Below are 16,104 nucleotides of genomic sequence, written 5' to 3'. Positions count from 1 at the left end.
TCATAGCCCCGAGATCGCCTGCACGAGGGCGTCCTCCGTCACCGTCTGCGCGTCGAACTCCGCGGCGACGCGCCCGTGATAGAGAGCGAGGATGCGGTCCGAGACGCCGAGCACCTCGGGCATCTCGGAGGAGATCATCAGGACCGCCATGCCACTCGCGGCGAGCTCGCGGATCAGCTTGTGGATCTCCGACTTGGAGCCGACGTCGATGCCCCGCGTCGGCTCGTCGATGATCAGCACCTTCGGCGCGGTGCCGAGCCACTTGCCGAGCACGACCTTCTGCTGGTTGCCGCCCGAGAGGTTGACGACCGGCGTGCGCCAGCTCGGCGACTTCAGCGCGAGGCGCTCGGCGTAGCGGTCGTAGATCGCCTGCTCGGCGGAGCGATCGAGCCAGCCGGCGCGGGAGACCTCGCCGAGCTGGGAGAGGGACATGTTGTCCCGGCAGCTCATGCCCAGCACGAGCCCCTGCTCCTTGCGGCTCTCGGGCGCGAGCGCGATGCCGTGGGCGATGGCGTCCGGCGGGGACGCGATCGCGACCACCTCCCCATCGCGCCGGATCTCGCCGGCGTCGGGCGCGCGCAGGCCGAAGATCGTCTCGGCGATCTCGGTGCGCCCGGCGCCGATGAGGCCGTACATGCCCACCACCTCGCCCTCGCGCACGCTGAAGGAGACGTCGCGGAACAGGTCGGCGCAGGACAGGCCCTTCACCTCGAGCGCGACCGGCCCCGGCTCGCGGGCGCGGGCGTGGGCGCGCGGCTCGAGGTCCCGGCCGATCATCAGCCGGGTGACCTCCTCCTCGTTCGTCTCCGCGGTGACGAGCGTCCCGCGCACCGCGCCGTCGCGCAGGACGGTGATGCGGTCGGACAGCGTGAAGATCTCGTCCATCCGGTGCGAGATGTAGACGATGCCGACGTTCTCCGCCTGGAGCGAGCGGATGACGTCGAACAGCACCACCTTCTCCGCGTCCGTGAGCGAGGCGGTGGGCTCGTCGAAGACGACGATCTTGGGCGTGAACACCAGCGCGCGGGCGATCTCGACCATCTGCCGGTTGGCGATGGAGAGGGTCTCGACCTTGTCGGAGGCCTCGAACCGGCAGCCCAGCCGGTCGAGGATGCGGCCCGCGTCCGCATAGAGCTTGCGGAAGTCCACGAAGCCCAGCGCGCGGCGCGGCAGCGAGCCGAGGAAGATGTTCTCCGCGACCGTCATCTCTGGCGCGAGCGAGAGCTCCTGGTGGATCAGCACGATGCCGAGATGCTTGGCCTCGTGCGGGTTCGAGACCCGGATCGGCTCGCCCCCGAGGTGGATCTGGCCGCGATCGGCCTGGTGGTTGCCGGCGAGCACCTTCATCAGGGTGGACTTGCCGGCGCCGTTCTCGCCGAGCAGCGCGTGGACCTCGCCGGCGCGGACCTCGAGCGAGACGTCGTCGAGCGCCTTCACGCCGGGGAACGTCTTGGTGACGCCGTCGATGTGCAGCAGCGGGGCGCGGGACGCGAGCTCGGAGAGCTCGGCGGGGGTGTGGTGGGCGAGCGTTCTCACAGCTTCACCTCCCCCGCCTCGCGGCGGTTGATGCGCGCGTCGACGAGCAGGACCGCGATCAGGATGACGCCCATCACGACGAGGACGTAGAAGGCGGGCACCTGCATCAGGTTCATGCCGTTGCGCAAGACGCCGATGGTGAGCACGCCGCCGAGCGTGCCGAGGATCGTGCCCGCCCCGCCGGTGAGCTTGGTGCCGCCGAGCACGACGGCGGTGATGACCCACAGCTCGTAGTTCGTGCCCAGATTGGGGGTCGAGGCGCCCATCTGGGTCGAGAGCGTGATCCCGGCGAGCGCCGCGAAGAAGCCGACGACGACGAAGTTCGCCACCATGTGCCAGCCGACGCGGATGCCGGCGTTCTCCGCCGCCTCGCGATTGCCGCCCACCGCATAGGCGTTGCGGCCGTGGCTCGTGCGCGTCATCACCACGTGCATGACGAGGGTCAGCGCGAGGAAGATCCAGGCGAGCGTCGGCACGCCGGCGACGGACGACATGCCGAAATCGGCATAGGCGAAGTCCATCGAGAAGAAGGACTGCTCGCCGGTGTAGAGGAACACCAGGCCGCGCACGCCCATCATCGCGCCGAGCGTGACGATGAAGGCGTCGACGCCGGTCTTCCAAACGATCATGCCGTTGAGGAAGCCGAGCGCCATCCCGGCGCCGAGCCCCACCAGGACCGCCGGCCAGATGCCGAGATCGGCCTGGAGCCCCACCGCGAGGCTCGCCGCGAGCGCGACCACGGCGCCGACCGAGAGGTCGATGTTGCCGTTGATCATCACCACCGTCATGCCCAGCGCGATCAGGCCGATCGTCGAGGTCTGGATCAGGATGTTGGTGAAGTTGCCGATGTCGAAGAAGCTGTCCGCGAAGACCGAGAAGAAGGCCGTGCAGGCGATCAGGATCAGCCAGATCGGGGGCACGCGGGAGAGGAGGCGATACGGGCTCGTGGTCATGTCGGCCTCCCTCAACTCGTCGTGGTGAACAGGCGGCCGCGCTTCGACGCCACGTCGAGCCAGACCGCGAGGATGATGACGACCCAGGTGACGAGCCACTGCGTGTAGTAGGGATAGCCGAGCAGCAGGAGGCCATTCTGGATGAAGCCCAGGATCAGCACGCCCACCACGGTCTTGGGGATCGAGCCCGAGCCGCCGAGGAGCGAGGTGCCCCCCAGGATCACGCCGGCGAGCACGATCAGCTCGTAGCCCTGGCCGACGTTGTTCTGGCTGCCCATGACGCGGCTGCCCAGGATGAGCGCCGCGCAGGCGACGCAGAAGGCCGAGATCAGGTAGGTGGAGAACACGACCCGCGCCCGGCGCACGCCCGAGAAGGCCGCCGCCGTCGGGTTGCCGCCCACAGCGAAGACCTTGCGCCCGAAGCTCGTGCGGGTCAGCACGACGTGGAAGACGACGGCGAGCGTGAGAAAGATCCAGGTGGGCACCGCGAGGCCGAGGAGAAAGTCGCGCCCGAAGAAGGAAAACCAGGTCCCTTCCTGATCGACGATGTCGACGTTCTGCCCGCCGGAATAGATCAGCGTCAGCCCCTGGATGGCCGAGAGCATGCCGAGCGTGACGATCAGCGAGTTGAGCCGCGCGAAGCCGACGAGCAAGCCGTTGACGCAGCCGACCGCCAGGGCGGCGGCGAACATGATCACGATCGCCGGGCCGGGGCCGATCTTGTCGTGCAGGTCGACCACCAGCACCGTCGTGAAGGAGAGGAGCGAGCCGACCGAGAGATCGAGATTGCCGCCGATGACGACGATGGTGACGCCCACCGCGATGGTGCCGACGATCGCCATCTGGCGCAGCACGGTGGAGACGTTGTCGACGCTCGCGAAGCGGTCGCTCGCCAGCGAGAACGCGACGAGGAAGAGCGCGAAGGCGATCACGAGCCCCTTCGTCTGCAGGAGATGCACCACGCTCTCGCGCGTCGGCCGAAGGTCGCGCCGCGCGGGGACGGCGAGCGCGCCGCCGGTCTTCACCTCGGTCTTCGCCATGATCCGTTTCCTCCGACGCCCCGTCGAGCCCGCCCGGGCTCGCGACGCGCTCGCCGACGCCCGGGATCTGCGCCCCGTCGCGCGGCTCGAGCGAGCGATTCGATTGTCCGAAACGGACAGGTCGCGGACGCCGGCCGAACCGGCGCCCGCTCCCGCCCGGGAACCGATCAGAAGACCGGCCGGTCGTACTCGCTCATGTTGTCCTGGGTGATCTTCGGAGTATCGAAGTAGTTGAGGAAGGGCACTTCCTCGCCCATCACCACGGACTTGGCGGTGGCGAGCGCGTTGCGGGCGTCCTCCACCGGAGACTGGTAGACCGAGCCCCAGTATTCGCCCCGGCCCATCGCATCGTAGCCCACCGCGAAGTTGGTCGCGCCGATGAAGACGAGGTCGTCGCGGCCCGCCGCCTTGGCGGCGTTGAGGGCGCCCACGCCCATGTTGTCGTCGCCGGAATAGACGCCGTCGATGTCGTCGTACTTGGTGAGGAAGTTCTCCATCACCCGCTGGGCCTTCTCGCGGTTCCAGTCGCCGGGCTGCGTCTCGACGATCTCGATGTCGGGGCACTGCTCGGCGAGCGCGTCCTCGAAGCCCTTCTGGCGCTCGATGGCGGTCGTGTAGCCCGGCTGGCCGGCGATCTGCACGACGCGGCCGGAGCCGTCGAGCGCATCGCACATCATCTCCGCGGCGTACTGGCCCTGGGTGATGTTGTCGGGGCCGGAGAAGGAGGCGATGAAGTCGAAGCCCGCCTCCGCGATCTGGCTGTTGGTGACGACGACCGGAATGCCGGCCTGATGCGCCTGGCGCACCACCGGCACGACGGCCTGGCCGTTGGTCGGCCAGATGATGATGGCGTCGACGCCCTGCTGGACGAGATCCTGCACCTGGCCGATCTGGCGCGCGACGTCGCCGCCGGCGTCGAGGACGACGGCCTCGACCATCGGATCGGCCTCGGCCGCCTCGATGAAGGCCTTCTCGTAGGTCGTCTGGTAGCTGTCGACGCCGACGTTGTTCTGGGTGATGCCGATGCGGATGGGCTCCTCCGCGACGGCTGCGCCAGCGAGCGCGACCGAAGCCAGAAGCGACGTGATCAGAGCGCGTTTCATGGTTTTCCTCCCTGTTCGCCGCGGTTCGCGCGGCCGTTTGCGGCGAGGCCCGCGGCCCCCTCGACGTGGGAGAATACATCGACCGGGTCCGGCTGCCCCCCGTACTTTATCCAGAATGGATATCCGACTTGGAGAATCGAGCCCGTCGAGGCTGCTCCAGGCGTGGTCCCGCCAGGGTTTGTCCAGAGTGGATGTCCCCGAGCGCCGATGCTGAAATCAAAGCGATATGCCTCTCGATTGAGCATGAAGTGCGCGGATGCATACAATACGGGCCGATACGAGCGCGGTATCGGCCCGCGGTCGAGGCCGCGCTCTGGCACGGCCTTCGCGAGGGGCGCGGAGAGCCTCGATCGCCGAGAAACCGCCCGAGCCCGAGAACCCGCCCGACCCCGAGAGATCGCCCGTGCCCGCAAATCCCCCGACCATCGCCGCTCTCCACGCCCGCTACAGGGCCGGCGAGAGCCCGCTCGCGGTTCTCGACGAGATCGAGGCGGCGATCGCACGCCTCGACGATCCCGGCGTCTTTCTCTCCCGCCCGGATCCCGCGGCGCTCCGCGCGGCGGCGCAGGCGCTGCCGCCGTTCGACCCGCACACCCATCCGCTCTGGGGCGTTCCCTTCGCGGTGAAGGACAACATCGATGTCGCCGGCCTGCCGACCACGGCCGCCTGCCCGGCCTTCGCCTATGCGCCGGCGGCGACCGCGCCGGTGGTGGAGCGGCTCCTCGCCGCCGGCGCGCTGATGATCGGCAAGACCAATCTCGACCAGTTCGCCACCGGCCTCGTCGGCGTGCGCACGCCCCATCCGGTTCCGCGCAACGCCTTCGACCCGAGCCGGGTGCCCGGCGGCTCGTCCTCGGGCTCGGCGGTGGCGGTGGCGCGGAACCTGTGCGCTTTCGCGCTCGGCACGGACACGGCGGGCTCCGGCCGCGTGCCGGCGGGGCTGAACCACCTCGTGGGCCTCAAGCCCTCGCTCGGGGCGCTGTCGACGCGTGGCGTCGTGCCGGCCTGCCGGAGCCTCGATTGCGTCTCGGTCTTCGCGCTGTCCGTCGACGACGCCCGGCGCGTCTTCGACGTCGCCTGCGGTTTCGACGCCGCCGATCCGTTCTCGCGCCCCTACAAGCCGGCCGGCGGCGCGCCGATCGCGCGGGTGGCGATCCCGCACGCGGCGGATCTCGCCTTCTTCGGCGACGCGGCGGCGCAGGCGGCCTTCGAGGCCGGCGTCGCGCGGCTGCGGGACCTGGGCGTCGACGTTGTCGAGGCCGAGATCGCGCCGCTCGTCGCCTGCGCGAAGCTGCTCTACGACGGGCCGTGGGTCGCCGAGCGGCGCGCCGCGGTCGGCCGCTTCCTCGACGCGCACGGGGAGGCCATGCACCCGGTGACCCGCGCCATCGTGTCGGGCGCGGAAAGGTTCTCGGCCGTGGACGCGTTCGAGGGGCTCTACGCGCTGAAGGGCTATGCCCGGGTCGCCGAGGCCCTGTTCGCCGAGGTCGACGCCCTCGTCGTGCCCACCGCGCCGCTGTTCCCGACGCTCGCCGAGCTCGAGGCGGACCCGATCGGGCCGAACAGCCGGCTCGGGACCTACACGAATTTCGTCAACCTGCTCGACCTCGCGGCGCTCGCGGTGCCCGGGCCGTTCCGGCCGGACGGGCTGCCGGCGGGTCTCACGCTGGTCGGGCCCCGCGGCCACGACCACCGCCTCGCCGATCTCGGCGCGCGGCTCTTCCCCGGCGCCGGCGGCGTCGCCGGCGAGCGCCTCGCATGAGGGACGCCATCGAGATCGCCGTCGTCGGCGCGCATCTGTCGGGCATGCCGCTCAACCGCGAGCTGACGGAGCGCGGCGGCGTCCTCCTGCGCGCCGTGGCGACCGCCCCGCTCTATCGCCTGCACGCGCTGGCCGGCGGCCCGCCGGAGCGGCCGGGGCTCCTGCGCGTCGGGCAGGGCGGCGCGGCGATCGACACGGAGGTCTGGGCGCTCGATCCGGCCGGGTTCGGCGGCTTCGTCGCCGGCGTGCCGTCGCCGCTCTGCATCGGCACCCTCGTGCTGGCCGACGGCACGACGCCGAAGGGCTTCCTGTGCGAGCCCGCCGGCCTCGAGGGCGCGCGCGACATCACGGCATACGGCGGCTGGCGCGCCTACCGCGCGGCGTGCGGGTGATCGGGGTCGTCGATCACGCTGACATGGGCGGCCACCACCTTCCAGCCGTCGGGGGTGCGCAGCCAAGTCTGCATCTGGCGGCCGACCTTGCCCGGCGCGCTGTCGCGGTGGAAGAGCGTCGCGGCCACCGCCATGTCGCGGCCGAAGGTGGTGATCCGCGTCATCGCGAGGCTGCGCGCGAGGCCGGCGGGGGAGCGGGCGCGGCGGAAGGCGCGGATCTCCTCGATGCCGTGGAGGTTCTCGCCGCCGCCGTAGCGGATGGTGCGCGCGTCGTCCCAGAACAGCCGGTCGAGGGTCTCGACGTCGTTTCCGACGAGCGCCGCCTCGTAGGCCGCGAACACGGCCTCGACCTCTTCCTTCACCTCGGGGATGTCGATCTGGGGGATGTCGATCCGGGGGATGTCGGTCTCGGCCGCGTTCATGCCGCGCCTCCGGTCATGCGCTCGCGCAGGGCGGCGAGGAAGGGGATGTCTTCGAACTGGTCGGGCCGCACCCGCTCCCAGGCGACGCCCGCCGGGCGCGGATCCGTGTTTCCCGTCGCGATCAGCTCGGCCTCGGTGGCGATGTAGTCGAGAGGGCTGTCGTGAGGCTCCAGCACCACGTCCTCGTCCGGGACGAGCTGGACGGAATGCACCGTCGTCGCGAGCGGCGTCGCGGGGCCGATCGTGCCGAGCGCGCGGAAGATGCCGGTCTCGAGGTCGGCGAAGCCCGCGCCCTTGCCGGTGCGCCCGCCGCCGCGGCCCACCGCCACCGAGCCGACGACGCAGAAGTCGAGGGGCTCGACCTCCTCGAAGCCGATGCGCTCGCCGTGCATGAGGTAGCCCTCGGAGGTGGCGGCGAGCTCGAAGGAGACGCCCTTCTCGAGAAGGCGCGCCGGGTCGATGCGCAGGTAGGGGAAGTCCTTCGTCAGGTAGGGCACCGGCGCGTAGAGGATCTTGCCGTCGAGGAGCGCGCGCAGCCGCACGGGGATCTGCGGCGGATCGGGATTGCACTTCACCGTGCGCGCCACCCGCCATTCCGGCGTCTGGGCGAGACGCCAGGCGGCGACGTCGGCGCCGACGAAATTGGGGATGTGGGAGACGAGCGGGCCCACCCCCATCCCGCTCTCGGCGAGGCGGGCCCAGGCGGCGGCGCGGACCGCGTCCTTGTCCGGGTTGCGGCCGGCCCAGCGGCCCTCGGAGACGGTGCTCATGCGGCGAACTCCTGCGCGACAGGCGAATGCGCGACGCCGGCTTCCTCCAACGCCGCGGCGAGACGCAGGCACACGTCCTCCCGCCAGGGCGGGGCGACGATCTGCACGCCGAGCGGGAGGCGCTCGCCGGCCTCGAACCGGGGCGCGGCGACGACGGGGAGGCCGACGAAGGAGATCGGCTGGGTGTAGAGGCCGAGATTGGGCCGCACCGGCATCGCGACGCCGTCGAGAACCATCGTCTCCTGGCCGATCCGTGGCGCGCGGCACGGCGTCGCCGGGGCGAGCAGCGCGTCGAAGCGGGAGAAGGCGTCGGCGAAGCGCGCGGCCATGACGCGCCGGAGCTTGTGCGCGCGCACCGCCCAGGCGCCCGGCAGCATCGCCCCGGCGAGGAGGCGGGTGCGCACCGCAGGGTCGAAATCCGGGCCGCGGGCGCGCAGCCGTTCGAGATGGAGCGCCGCGCCCTCCTGCATGGTGATCACGTAGGCCGCCGCCCGCGCGGCCTCGACGTCCGCGATCTCCACCGTCTCGGTCGCGCCGAGCGCCTGCGCGGCCCGCGCCACGGCGGCGAAGGCCTCCGGCGCGCCGCCGCGGGCGAACCAGCCGCCGAGCACGCCGACGCGCAGGCCGGCCGCGCCGCGGGCGAGGGCGGGCGTCGCTGGCTCGACGGGGCGGCCGGCGCAGGCGGCGTCGCCCGAATCCGCGCCCTGCATGGCGTCGTAGGCGGCGGCGAGATCGGCGACGGAGCGCGCCATGGGCCCGAGATGATCGAGGCTCGCGACGAAGGGGAAGGTCCCGGTGCGCGGCAGGCGGCCGTAGGTGGGCTTCAGGCCGAAGAGGCCGCACAGCGCCGAGGGGACGCGGATCGAGCCGTTGGTGTCCGAGCCGAGCGCCAGCGGCACGAGCCCCGCCGCGACCGCGCTTCCCGAGCCGCCCGACGAGCCGCCCGACATGCGGGCGGGGTGATGCGGATTGCGCGAGGGGCCGTCGTGGACGTTCTCGCCGGTGAAGTCGTAGGCGTACTCGCCCATGTTCAGCGCGCCGACGAGGACGGCGCCGGCGGCCTCGAGCCGCGCGACGAGGACCGCGTCGCGCGCGGCCGGGGGCAGGTCGCGGTTGATCGCCGAGCCGGCGCGGGTGGGAAGGCCCGCGACGTCGAAGAGGTTCTTCACCGCGAAGGGCGCGCCGGCGAGCGGGCCGGGATCCGCCCCGCGCGCGACGGCCGCGTCGATCGCCGCCGCCTTCGCCCGCGCCCGCGCGGCGGTGACGTCGGTGAAGGCGCCGAGGTCGGATGCCGCCGCGATGCGCGCGAGGGCCGCCTCGACCACGTCCGCGGCGCGGACCTCGCCCGCCCGGACCGCCGCCGCGATCGTGGTCGCCGAGGAGCCGGGCCCGATCACGCAGCGTCCTCCCCGACGGGGGCGGGCGTGAAGACCGGGGCCGGCTCCTCCGCGTCCGGGATCGCCACGGCCTCGACGAGGGCGTCGAGTCGCGCGGCGGTGGCGAGATGAAAGGCGACGCTCGCCCGGTCCTCCTCCGCGACCTCGAGGCCGAGGAGGGGCGCCATCGCGTCGATGATCGCGTTCGGGTCGGCGGGCGGGGTCATCGCAGGGCGCCCTCCAGCGCGGCGAGCGGCGTCGTCCAGCCGACGATGCCGCCCTGGGCGCGGATCATGGCGAGCGTCGCCGCCTTGAACTGCGGAAAATAGCTCTCGGTCGCGTCCTCGATCACGAGGCACTCGTAGCCGCGATCGTTGGCCTCCCGCATCGAGGTCTGGACGCAGACCTCGGTGGTCACGCCGGCGAAGACGAGATGGGTGATCCCCCGCGCCTGCAGCGTCTCGTGCAGGCCGGTCGCCCAGAACATGCCCTTGCCGGGCTTGTCGATCACGATCTCGCCGGGCTCCGGGGCGAGGTCGGGGAGGATCTGGTTGCCCGGCTCGCCGCGGACGAGGAGGCGGCCCATCGGGCCCTCGTCGCCGATCCGCGTGGGCGCGTTCCCGCGGGCGCGCTTCGCGGGCGGGCAGTCGGAGAGGTCGGGCCGGTGCGCCTCGCGGGTGTGGACGATCGGCCAGCGGTGCTCGCGGAAGAGCGCGATCAGCCGGGCGACGACGGGCACGATGGCGAGAAGCCGCGAGACGTCGTTGCCCAGCGCCGCGCCGAAGCCGCCGGGCTCGACGAAGTCCCGCTGCATGTCGATGACGACGAGGGCGGTCGCGCCCGGCGCCAGCGGATAGGGGTAGGGCTCGGCGGGGATCTCGACCATCAATGCGCTCCGTGCCCCGCCATATGCTTGCCGATCGTGGTGCGGTCCGTCTCGACGATGGGCGCGACGTGGACGATCTTCCCCTCGGACATCACCGCCACCCGGTCGGCGAGCTCGAGGATCTCGTCGAGATCCTCCGAGACGAGCAGCACCGCCGCGCCGCGATTGCGCGCCTCGAGGATCTGCGAGCGGATCTCGGAGACGGAGGCGAAGTCGAGCCCGAAGCACGGGTTCGCCACGATGAGCACGTCGACGTCCCCCGAGAGCTCGCGGGCGAGGATGGCGCGCTGGACGTTGCCGCCCGACAGGTTGGCGATGGGCGTGTCGGGCGAGGGCGTCTTCACGCGGTAGCGCTCGATCAGGTCGCGCGCCTTCTCCCGCATCGGGCCGGGCGAGAGCCACCAGCCGAGGCTCGCCAGCGGCGGCCTGTCGAACGAGCGGAAGGCGATGTTCTCGGCGACGCTCATGCGCGGCACGGCGGCGTTCTTCAAGGGCTCCTCGGGCAGGCCGAAGACCTTGAAGCGGTGGTAGGCGTCGCGCGTCGGCTCGAAGGGCGCGCCGCTGATGAAGACGCGCCCGTCGGAGAGCGGCCGCTGGCCGGCCAGCGCCTCGACCAGCGCCGACTGGCCGTTGCCCGAGACCCCGGCGATGCCGACGATCTCGCCGGCTTTCACCTTGAGGCTGATCTCGGCGACGGCGCGCGTCCCGTCCGGGTTGTCGGCGAAGAGCCCTGCGAGCTCGAGCACGGTCTCGCCGCCCACCGGCGCGCGGGCGGCGCGCTCGCGGATCGGCGTGTCGCCGATCATCAGCCGCGACATGTCCTCGACCGAGAGCGCGGCGGTGGCGCCGCCGCCGGCGCGCCTGCCGCGGCGCAGGATCGTGACGTCGTCCGCATAGGCGGTCACCTCGCGGAACTTGTGGGTGATCATCAGGACCGTGATCTCGCCGCGCCGGGCCATGGCGCCGAGGAGGCCCAGCACCTCGTCCGCCTCGTCGGGCGTGAGCACCGAGGTCGGCTCGTCGAGGATGAGGAAGCGCTGGTCGAGGGCGAGCAGCTTGAGGATCTCGAGCTTCTGCTTCTCGCCCGCCGAGAGGTCGGCCACGGGCACGTCGAGCGGCACCTGGAAGGGCATGCGCGCCATGAAGGCGGAAAGCTTCGCCTTCTCCGCCGCCCAGTCGATGACGGAGGGCGCGTCGGCGCGGGCGACGACGAGGTTCTCCGCCGCGGTGAGGGACGGCACCAGGGTGAAATGCTGGTAGACCATGCCGATGCCGGCGCCCTGCGCATCCCGCGGCGAGCGGATCGCGGTCTCGGCGCCGTCGAGCAGGACCGCGCCGCGGTCCTGCCGGTAGAAGCCCATGATGCACTTCACCAGCGTCGACTTGCCCGCGCCGTTCTCGCCCAGCAGCGCATGCACCGAGCCCGCCCGCACGGACAGCGAGACGTCGTCGAGCGCGACGAGGGAGCCGAAGACCTTGGTCATGCCCAAAGCCTCGAGGGAGGGGGCGCGCGCGGCGACCGGCGACTTGGCGAGCGCGGTCATGCGAGGCCTCCGATCAGCGCGTCGGCGGTGGCGACGGCGCCGAAGACGCCGCCCTGCATGGTCACCATCTTCAGCGCGGCCTCGTGGTTGCCGCGATCCGTCGCCCCGCAGCAATCGGCGAGGATCAGGCATTCGAAGCCGCGATCGTTCGCCTCGCGCATGGTGGTGTGGACGCACACGTCCGTGGTGATGCCGGTGAGGACGAGGTTGCGCACGCCGCGGGTGCGCAGCACGAGCTCGAGGTCGGTGGCGTGGAACGAGCCCTTCCCGGGCTTGTCGATCACGGTCTCGCCGGGCAGCGGCGCGAGCTCGGGGACGATCTCCCAGCCCGGCTCGCCGCGCACCAGGATGCGCCCGCACGGCCCCGGATCGCCGATGCCCGCGCCGATGCGCCGCGAGCGCCAGCGCTTGTTGGCGGGCAGGTCGGCGAGATCCGGCCTGTGGCCCTCGCGGGTATGCACGATGGCATAGCCGCGCTCCCGCATCGCGGCGAGGACGCGGGAGATCGGCGCGATCGGCGCGCGGGTGAGCGAGAGGTCGTAGCCCATGGCGTCGACGTAGCCGCCGGGGCCGCAGAAATCGGTCTGCATGTCGATGACGACGAGCGCCGTGTTCTCCGGCGCGAGCGCGCCGTCGAAGGGCCAGGGATAGGGATCGGCGTCGATCAGGGGCATCGCGGGCCTCCGCGCGAGAGGGCCGAGCGCAACCCTGTCATCCCCGGCCGGAGGTCGCGAAGCGACCGGAGGGGAAGGGGACCCAGCGAGAGACTGTGCGCCGAAGGCGCGCCGCATGCCGCCGACGAGGCGGCTGGTCGCCGCCGCAAGGAGCGCCTGCGGCGCGACACGTCGTGCTGGATCCCCTTCCCCTGCGCGCCTTCGGCGCTCCGGCCGGGGATGACAGTGCTCGCGCGTCTCATCCGATTCTCCTCACTTCACGATCGAGAGCTCGCCCGGCGCGTCGCGGCCGGAGAAGCGGGAGCGGGCGGAGGAGGCCATGATCAGCAGCGTCAGGATGTAGGGCGCGGCGTTGAAGAAGTAGAAGCCCTGGGTGATCCCGATCGCCTGCATGGCCGGGCCGATGGCGCCGGCGGCGCCGAACAGCAGCGCGGCGAAGACGCAACGGATCGGGTCCCAGCGCGCGAAGATGACGAGCGCCACCGCCATCAGGCCCTGGCCGGAGGACAGGCCCTCGTTCCACGAGCCCGGATAGGAGAGCGACAGGAACGAGCCGCCGACGCCTGCGAGAAAGCCGCCCGCGGCGGTGGCGAGGAAGCGCACGAGGTCGACCGAGACGCCCATCGCCTTGGCCGCGGGGGCGCTGTCGCCGGTGGTGCGCACGACGAGGCCGAGCCGGGTGTTGCGGAAGAACCAGCTCATGGCGAGCGCCAGCGCGATGCCGACGAAGAAGAGCGGGTTGATGGCGAGCGCCTGGGCGAGGCTGGGGATTCCCGTCCAGTCGGCGAGCGGGATGGCGTCGAGCCGCGGGGCGGAGGGCTGGATGTAGGGCTTGCCGAGATAGAAGGCGAGCCCGGTGCCGAAGGCCATCATGGCGATGCCGACCGCGATGTCGTTCACCCGCGGCAGCTTGCAGACGAAGCCGTGGATCGCGCCGAGGAAGAGGCCCGAGACGCCCGCGGCGAGGACGCCGGTCCAGGGCGAGCCGGTGTGGAAGGAGATCGCGTAGGCCACCATGGCGCCGAGCACGAGGTTGCCCTCGAGCCCGAGATTGATGCGCCCGGACTTCTCGGTGAGGCACTCGCCCAGCGCCACGAACATGAAGGGCGTGGAGACCCGGATCGCGCCGCCGATCAGCGCGACGAGGAGGGTGAAGCCCGCGGTGTCGACGAGGGCGTCCATCAGGCCTTCTCCCCCGCCGGCCGGAAGATCCGGAAGCGGCCGTAGAGCGTCTCGGAAGCCAGCAGCACGACGAAGAGGATGCCCTGGAGCACGAGCACGCTCGCGTCGGGCAGGCCCATGCGCCGCTGGATCAGCCCGCCGGCGGCGGCGAGGGCGCCGAACAGGATCGCCACCGGCACCACCGCGAGCGGGTTCTGGCGCGCCAGGAAGGCGACGAGGATGCCGGTGAAGCCGTAGCCCGCCACCAGAGCCGCGTTCGCCTGACCGTGCACGGCGGCGACCTCGAAGAAGCCGGCGAGCCCGGCGCAGGCGCCGGCGATGGCGGAGCAGGCGACGATCAGCCCGCCGACGGGGAGCCCCTGGGCGAGGGCCGCGCGCGGGTTGCCGCCGGTGAGCCGCGCGGCGAAGCCGAAGGTGGTGCGCGCCATCAGCACCCAGAGCGCGCCGGCCAGCACGATGCCTACCGCGAGGCCCCAGTGCACGCTGGTTCCCGGGATGTCGCCGATCATGGTCTCGCGCCCGATGGGCAGGGTCGAGGGCCGGTTCGCCGAGCCCGGATCGCGCAGTGCGCCCTCGACGAAGAAGGACATGATCGCGATCGCGATGTAGGTGAGGAGCAGGGTCGAGATGGTCTCGTTGACGCCGCGCGCCTGCCGCAGCCAGCCGGCGAGCGCGGTCCACAACCCGCCGGCGATCATGGCCGCGCAGGCCATCAGCGAGAGCGTCAGGACCGGCGGGGCGGCGTTGGTGACGAGCGGGATCGCGATCGCCGCCGCGGCGAAGCCGCCGATGACGAGCGAGCCCTCCGCGCCGATCATGGTGAGCCCGAGCCGGGCGGGGATGGCGAAGGCGAGCCCCGTCAGGATCAGCGGCGCCGCGCGCTGGAGCGTGTTCTGGAAGGAGAACGACGTCCCGAAGCCGCCGAGCCAGACGAGGCCGAAGAACTGCGCCGGCGAATGGCCGATGGCGAGCAGGAAGGCCGAGAAGATCGCCGCCGACGCGACGAGCGCCAGCGCGACGATGCAGACGACCTCCGCCGCCGGCCCGAGCCGCAGCCCGCCGGCGCGGGCGCGCGACGCGGATTTCGGGACGGCGGCGGCGGTGTCTGCCATGAGCCTGTCGCTCCGCTTCGAGAAGTGCCACGACCTCCGATGAAGGCCGCGGCTCGCGCTCAGGTGATCGAGCCGACCACGCCCTCGAGCAGGTAGTTCATGCCGTCGAGCTCGGGGTCGTAATTGTCCTTCTCGCCCTCGATCACGAGGTTGCCCTCGTTGTCCGAGAGCGGGCCGACATAGATCGGCTTGCCGGCCTTCAGGGCCTCGATGGCGGCCTCCGCGGCGGCGATCGCCTCGGGCGTCGCGCCGGCGCCGAAGGGCGTGTTGCGGACCATGTCGTTGTGGTAGCCGCCCACGACGACGTTGGGCAGGGGCTCGCCCGCGGCGAAGGCGTCGGCGTAGAGGCGGTAGATCGTCTCCCACTTGTACTCGGCGCCGGTGATGAAGCCGCTCGGCGCGAGCTCCGCCTGGGAGGCGTTGTGGCCGCAGCTCTTCACGCCGCGCCCCTCCGCCGTCTCGATGACCACCTTCGGCCCGTCGACGTGGCAGGTGATGACGTCGCAGCCGGCGTCGACCAGCGCGTTCGCCGCCTCCGCCTCGCGCACGGGCATCGACCAGTCGCCGGTGAAGATCAGCTGCACGGTGGCGTTCGGGTTCACCGAGCGGGCGCCGAGCAGGACCGAGTTGATGTTGGACAGCACGCTCGGGATGGGCTTGGCCGCGACGAAGCCGATCTTGCCGGAGGCCGAGGACAGGCCGGCGGCGACGCCGTTCACGAAATGCGCCTGGTTGAGATAGCAGAAATACGAGCCGAGATTGGCCGGGTGCGTGTCGGCGCTCCACAGCGGCGCCGCGTGGCGGAACTGCACGTCCGGATACTTCGCGGCGAGGTCGACCATGAAGGGGTCGAAATAGCCGAAGGAGGTGCCGAGGATGACGTTCGCGCCGTCGAGATTGATCATCGACTCCATGGTCTGGGCCACGGCGTCGGTCTCGGGGACGTTCTCCTCCTCGATGACGCTGACGCCGGAGACGCCCTTGATGATGTCCATGGCGACCGCGTGCGCCTGGTTCCAGCCGAAATCGGCGCGCGGGCCGACATAGACGGCGCCGATCACGACGGAGCCCTGGGCGCGGGCGAGGCCCGCGGGAAGAGCGGCGGCGGCGAGGCCGGCGGCGCCGGCCTTGAGCAACGAGCGGCGGGAGAGATCGGTCTTCAGCATGGGTGGGCGCTCCCTGGATCGGCGGACGGGCCGGGCGCGGCGCCGGGCGCGCCGCGCGAGGGCTCGTGACGCAATGCCTATGCCAGGATCGCCGCAGCCCGCTTCGCCATGGCGCGCCTGGCATCGCGCCGCGGGTCGGGGGCGGCGGGCCGCCACGATCTGCCTACGGGAGCGGCAGCTCTGGCG

At 71.8% G+C, this 16,104-nt stretch carries 14 protein-coding genes and 1 pseudogene; 1 reads left to right on the top strand and 14 read right to left on the bottom strand.

From position 1 onward, the window contains the following. The 4 genes from ABL310_RS19980 to ABL310_RS19965 form a co-directional block, all read right to left on the bottom strand. Window positions 1–1,536, bottom strand: a complete 1,536-nt coding sequence (locus tag ABL310_RS19980; RefSeq protein WP_349368754.1) for a sugar ABC transporter ATP-binding protein — start codon at window positions 1,534–1,536, stop codon at window positions 1–3. Continuing rightward, window positions 1,533–2,489, bottom strand: coding sequence for an ABC transporter permease (locus ABL310_RS19975; RefSeq protein ID WP_349368753.1), 957 nt, complete (start codon window positions 2,487–2,489; stop codon window positions 1,533–1,535). The genes ABL310_RS19980 and ABL310_RS19975 overlap by 4 nt, the downstream gene beginning before the upstream one ends. A gap of 11 nt (window positions 2,490–2,500) precedes the next feature. Next, window positions 2,501–3,529 carry an ABC transporter permease gene (locus tag ABL310_RS19970; protein WP_349368752.1) on the bottom strand — a complete coding sequence of 343 codons (1,029 nt, stop codon included), beginning with the start codon at window positions 3,527–3,529 and terminating at the stop codon, window positions 2,501–2,503. 167 nt (window positions 3,530–3,696) lie between these two features. Then, complete coding sequence (locus ABL310_RS19965; protein WP_349368751.1) at window positions 3,697–4,632, bottom strand: sugar ABC transporter substrate-binding protein; 936 nt, start codon at window positions 4,630–4,632, stop codon at window positions 3,697–3,699. Window positions 4,633–5,035: 403 nt separating this feature from the next. Between ABL310_RS19965 and atzF the strand changes: the two are divergent. Next, a pseudogene (gene atzF, locus ABL310_RS19960) lies at window positions 5,036–6,786 on the top strand (allophanate hydrolase). Here atzF and hpxZ read toward each other — a convergent pair. From hpxZ to ABL310_RS19910, 10 genes are all read right to left on the bottom strand, one after another. Then, window positions 6,765–7,208, bottom strand: a complete 444-nt coding sequence (gene hpxZ / locus ABL310_RS19955; RefSeq protein WP_349368750.1) for an oxalurate catabolism protein HpxZ — start codon at window positions 7,206–7,208, stop codon at window positions 6,765–6,767. The pseudogene atzF and the gene hpxZ overlap by 22 nt on opposite strands. After that, a complete protein-coding gene (locus tag ABL310_RS19950; RefSeq protein ID WP_349368749.1) occupies window positions 7,205–7,978 on the bottom strand; it encodes a 5-formyltetrahydrofolate cyclo-ligase in 774 nt (257 codons plus the stop codon). The genes hpxZ and ABL310_RS19950 overlap by 4 nt, the downstream gene beginning before the upstream one ends. Next, window positions 7,975–9,375 (bottom strand): AtzE family amidohydrolase, encoded by a 1,401-nt coding sequence (locus ABL310_RS19945; RefSeq protein WP_349368748.1) that lies wholly within the window; start codon window positions 9,373–9,375, stop codon window positions 7,975–7,977. The genes ABL310_RS19950 and ABL310_RS19945 overlap by 4 nt, the downstream gene beginning before the upstream one ends. Beyond that, window positions 9,372–9,581 (bottom strand): DUF4089 domain-containing protein, encoded by a 210-nt coding sequence (locus tag ABL310_RS19940; RefSeq protein ID WP_349368747.1) that lies wholly within the window; start codon window positions 9,579–9,581, stop codon window positions 9,372–9,374. The genes ABL310_RS19945 and ABL310_RS19940 overlap by 4 nt, the downstream gene beginning before the upstream one ends. Beyond that, window positions 9,578–10,240, bottom strand: a complete 663-nt coding sequence (locus tag ABL310_RS19935) for an isochorismatase family cysteine hydrolase (protein ID WP_349368746.1) — start codon at window positions 10,238–10,240, stop codon at window positions 9,578–9,580. The genes ABL310_RS19940 and ABL310_RS19935 overlap by 4 nt, the downstream gene beginning before the upstream one ends. Then, entirely contained in the window at window positions 10,240–11,784 is a 1,545-nt protein-coding gene (locus ABL310_RS19930; RefSeq protein ID WP_349368745.1) for an ABC transporter ATP-binding protein, read from the bottom strand. Before ABL310_RS19930 ends, ABL310_RS19935 begins: the two co-directional genes overlap by 1 nt. Further along, window positions 11,781–12,458, bottom strand: coding sequence for an isochorismatase family cysteine hydrolase (locus ABL310_RS19925; RefSeq protein WP_349368744.1), 678 nt, complete (start codon window positions 12,456–12,458; stop codon window positions 11,781–11,783). The genes ABL310_RS19930 and ABL310_RS19925 overlap by 4 nt, the downstream gene beginning before the upstream one ends. Window positions 12,459–12,710: 252 nt before the next feature. After that, window positions 12,711–13,640: an ABC transporter permease gene (locus tag ABL310_RS19920; RefSeq protein ID WP_349368743.1), complete on the bottom strand. Its 930-nt coding sequence runs from the start codon at window positions 13,638–13,640 to the stop codon at window positions 12,711–12,713. Next, entirely contained in the window at window positions 13,640–14,752 is a 1,113-nt protein-coding gene (locus tag ABL310_RS19915; protein WP_349368742.1) for an ABC transporter permease, read from the bottom strand. Before ABL310_RS19915 ends, ABL310_RS19920 begins: the two co-directional genes overlap by 1 nt. A gap of 59 nt (window positions 14,753–14,811) precedes the next feature. Next, window positions 14,812–15,918: a BMP family ABC transporter substrate-binding protein gene (locus ABL310_RS19910; RefSeq protein ID WP_349368741.1), complete on the bottom strand. Its 1,107-nt coding sequence runs from the start codon at window positions 15,916–15,918 to the stop codon at window positions 14,812–14,814. Window positions 15,919–16,104 lie beyond the last annotated feature (186 nt).

The organism is Salinarimonas sp. (assembly GCF_040111675.1).
Lineage (GTDB): Bacteria > Pseudomonadota > Alphaproteobacteria > Rhizobiales > Beijerinckiaceae > Salinarimonas.
This window is presented reverse-complemented; position numbering and strand designations above follow the sequence as displayed.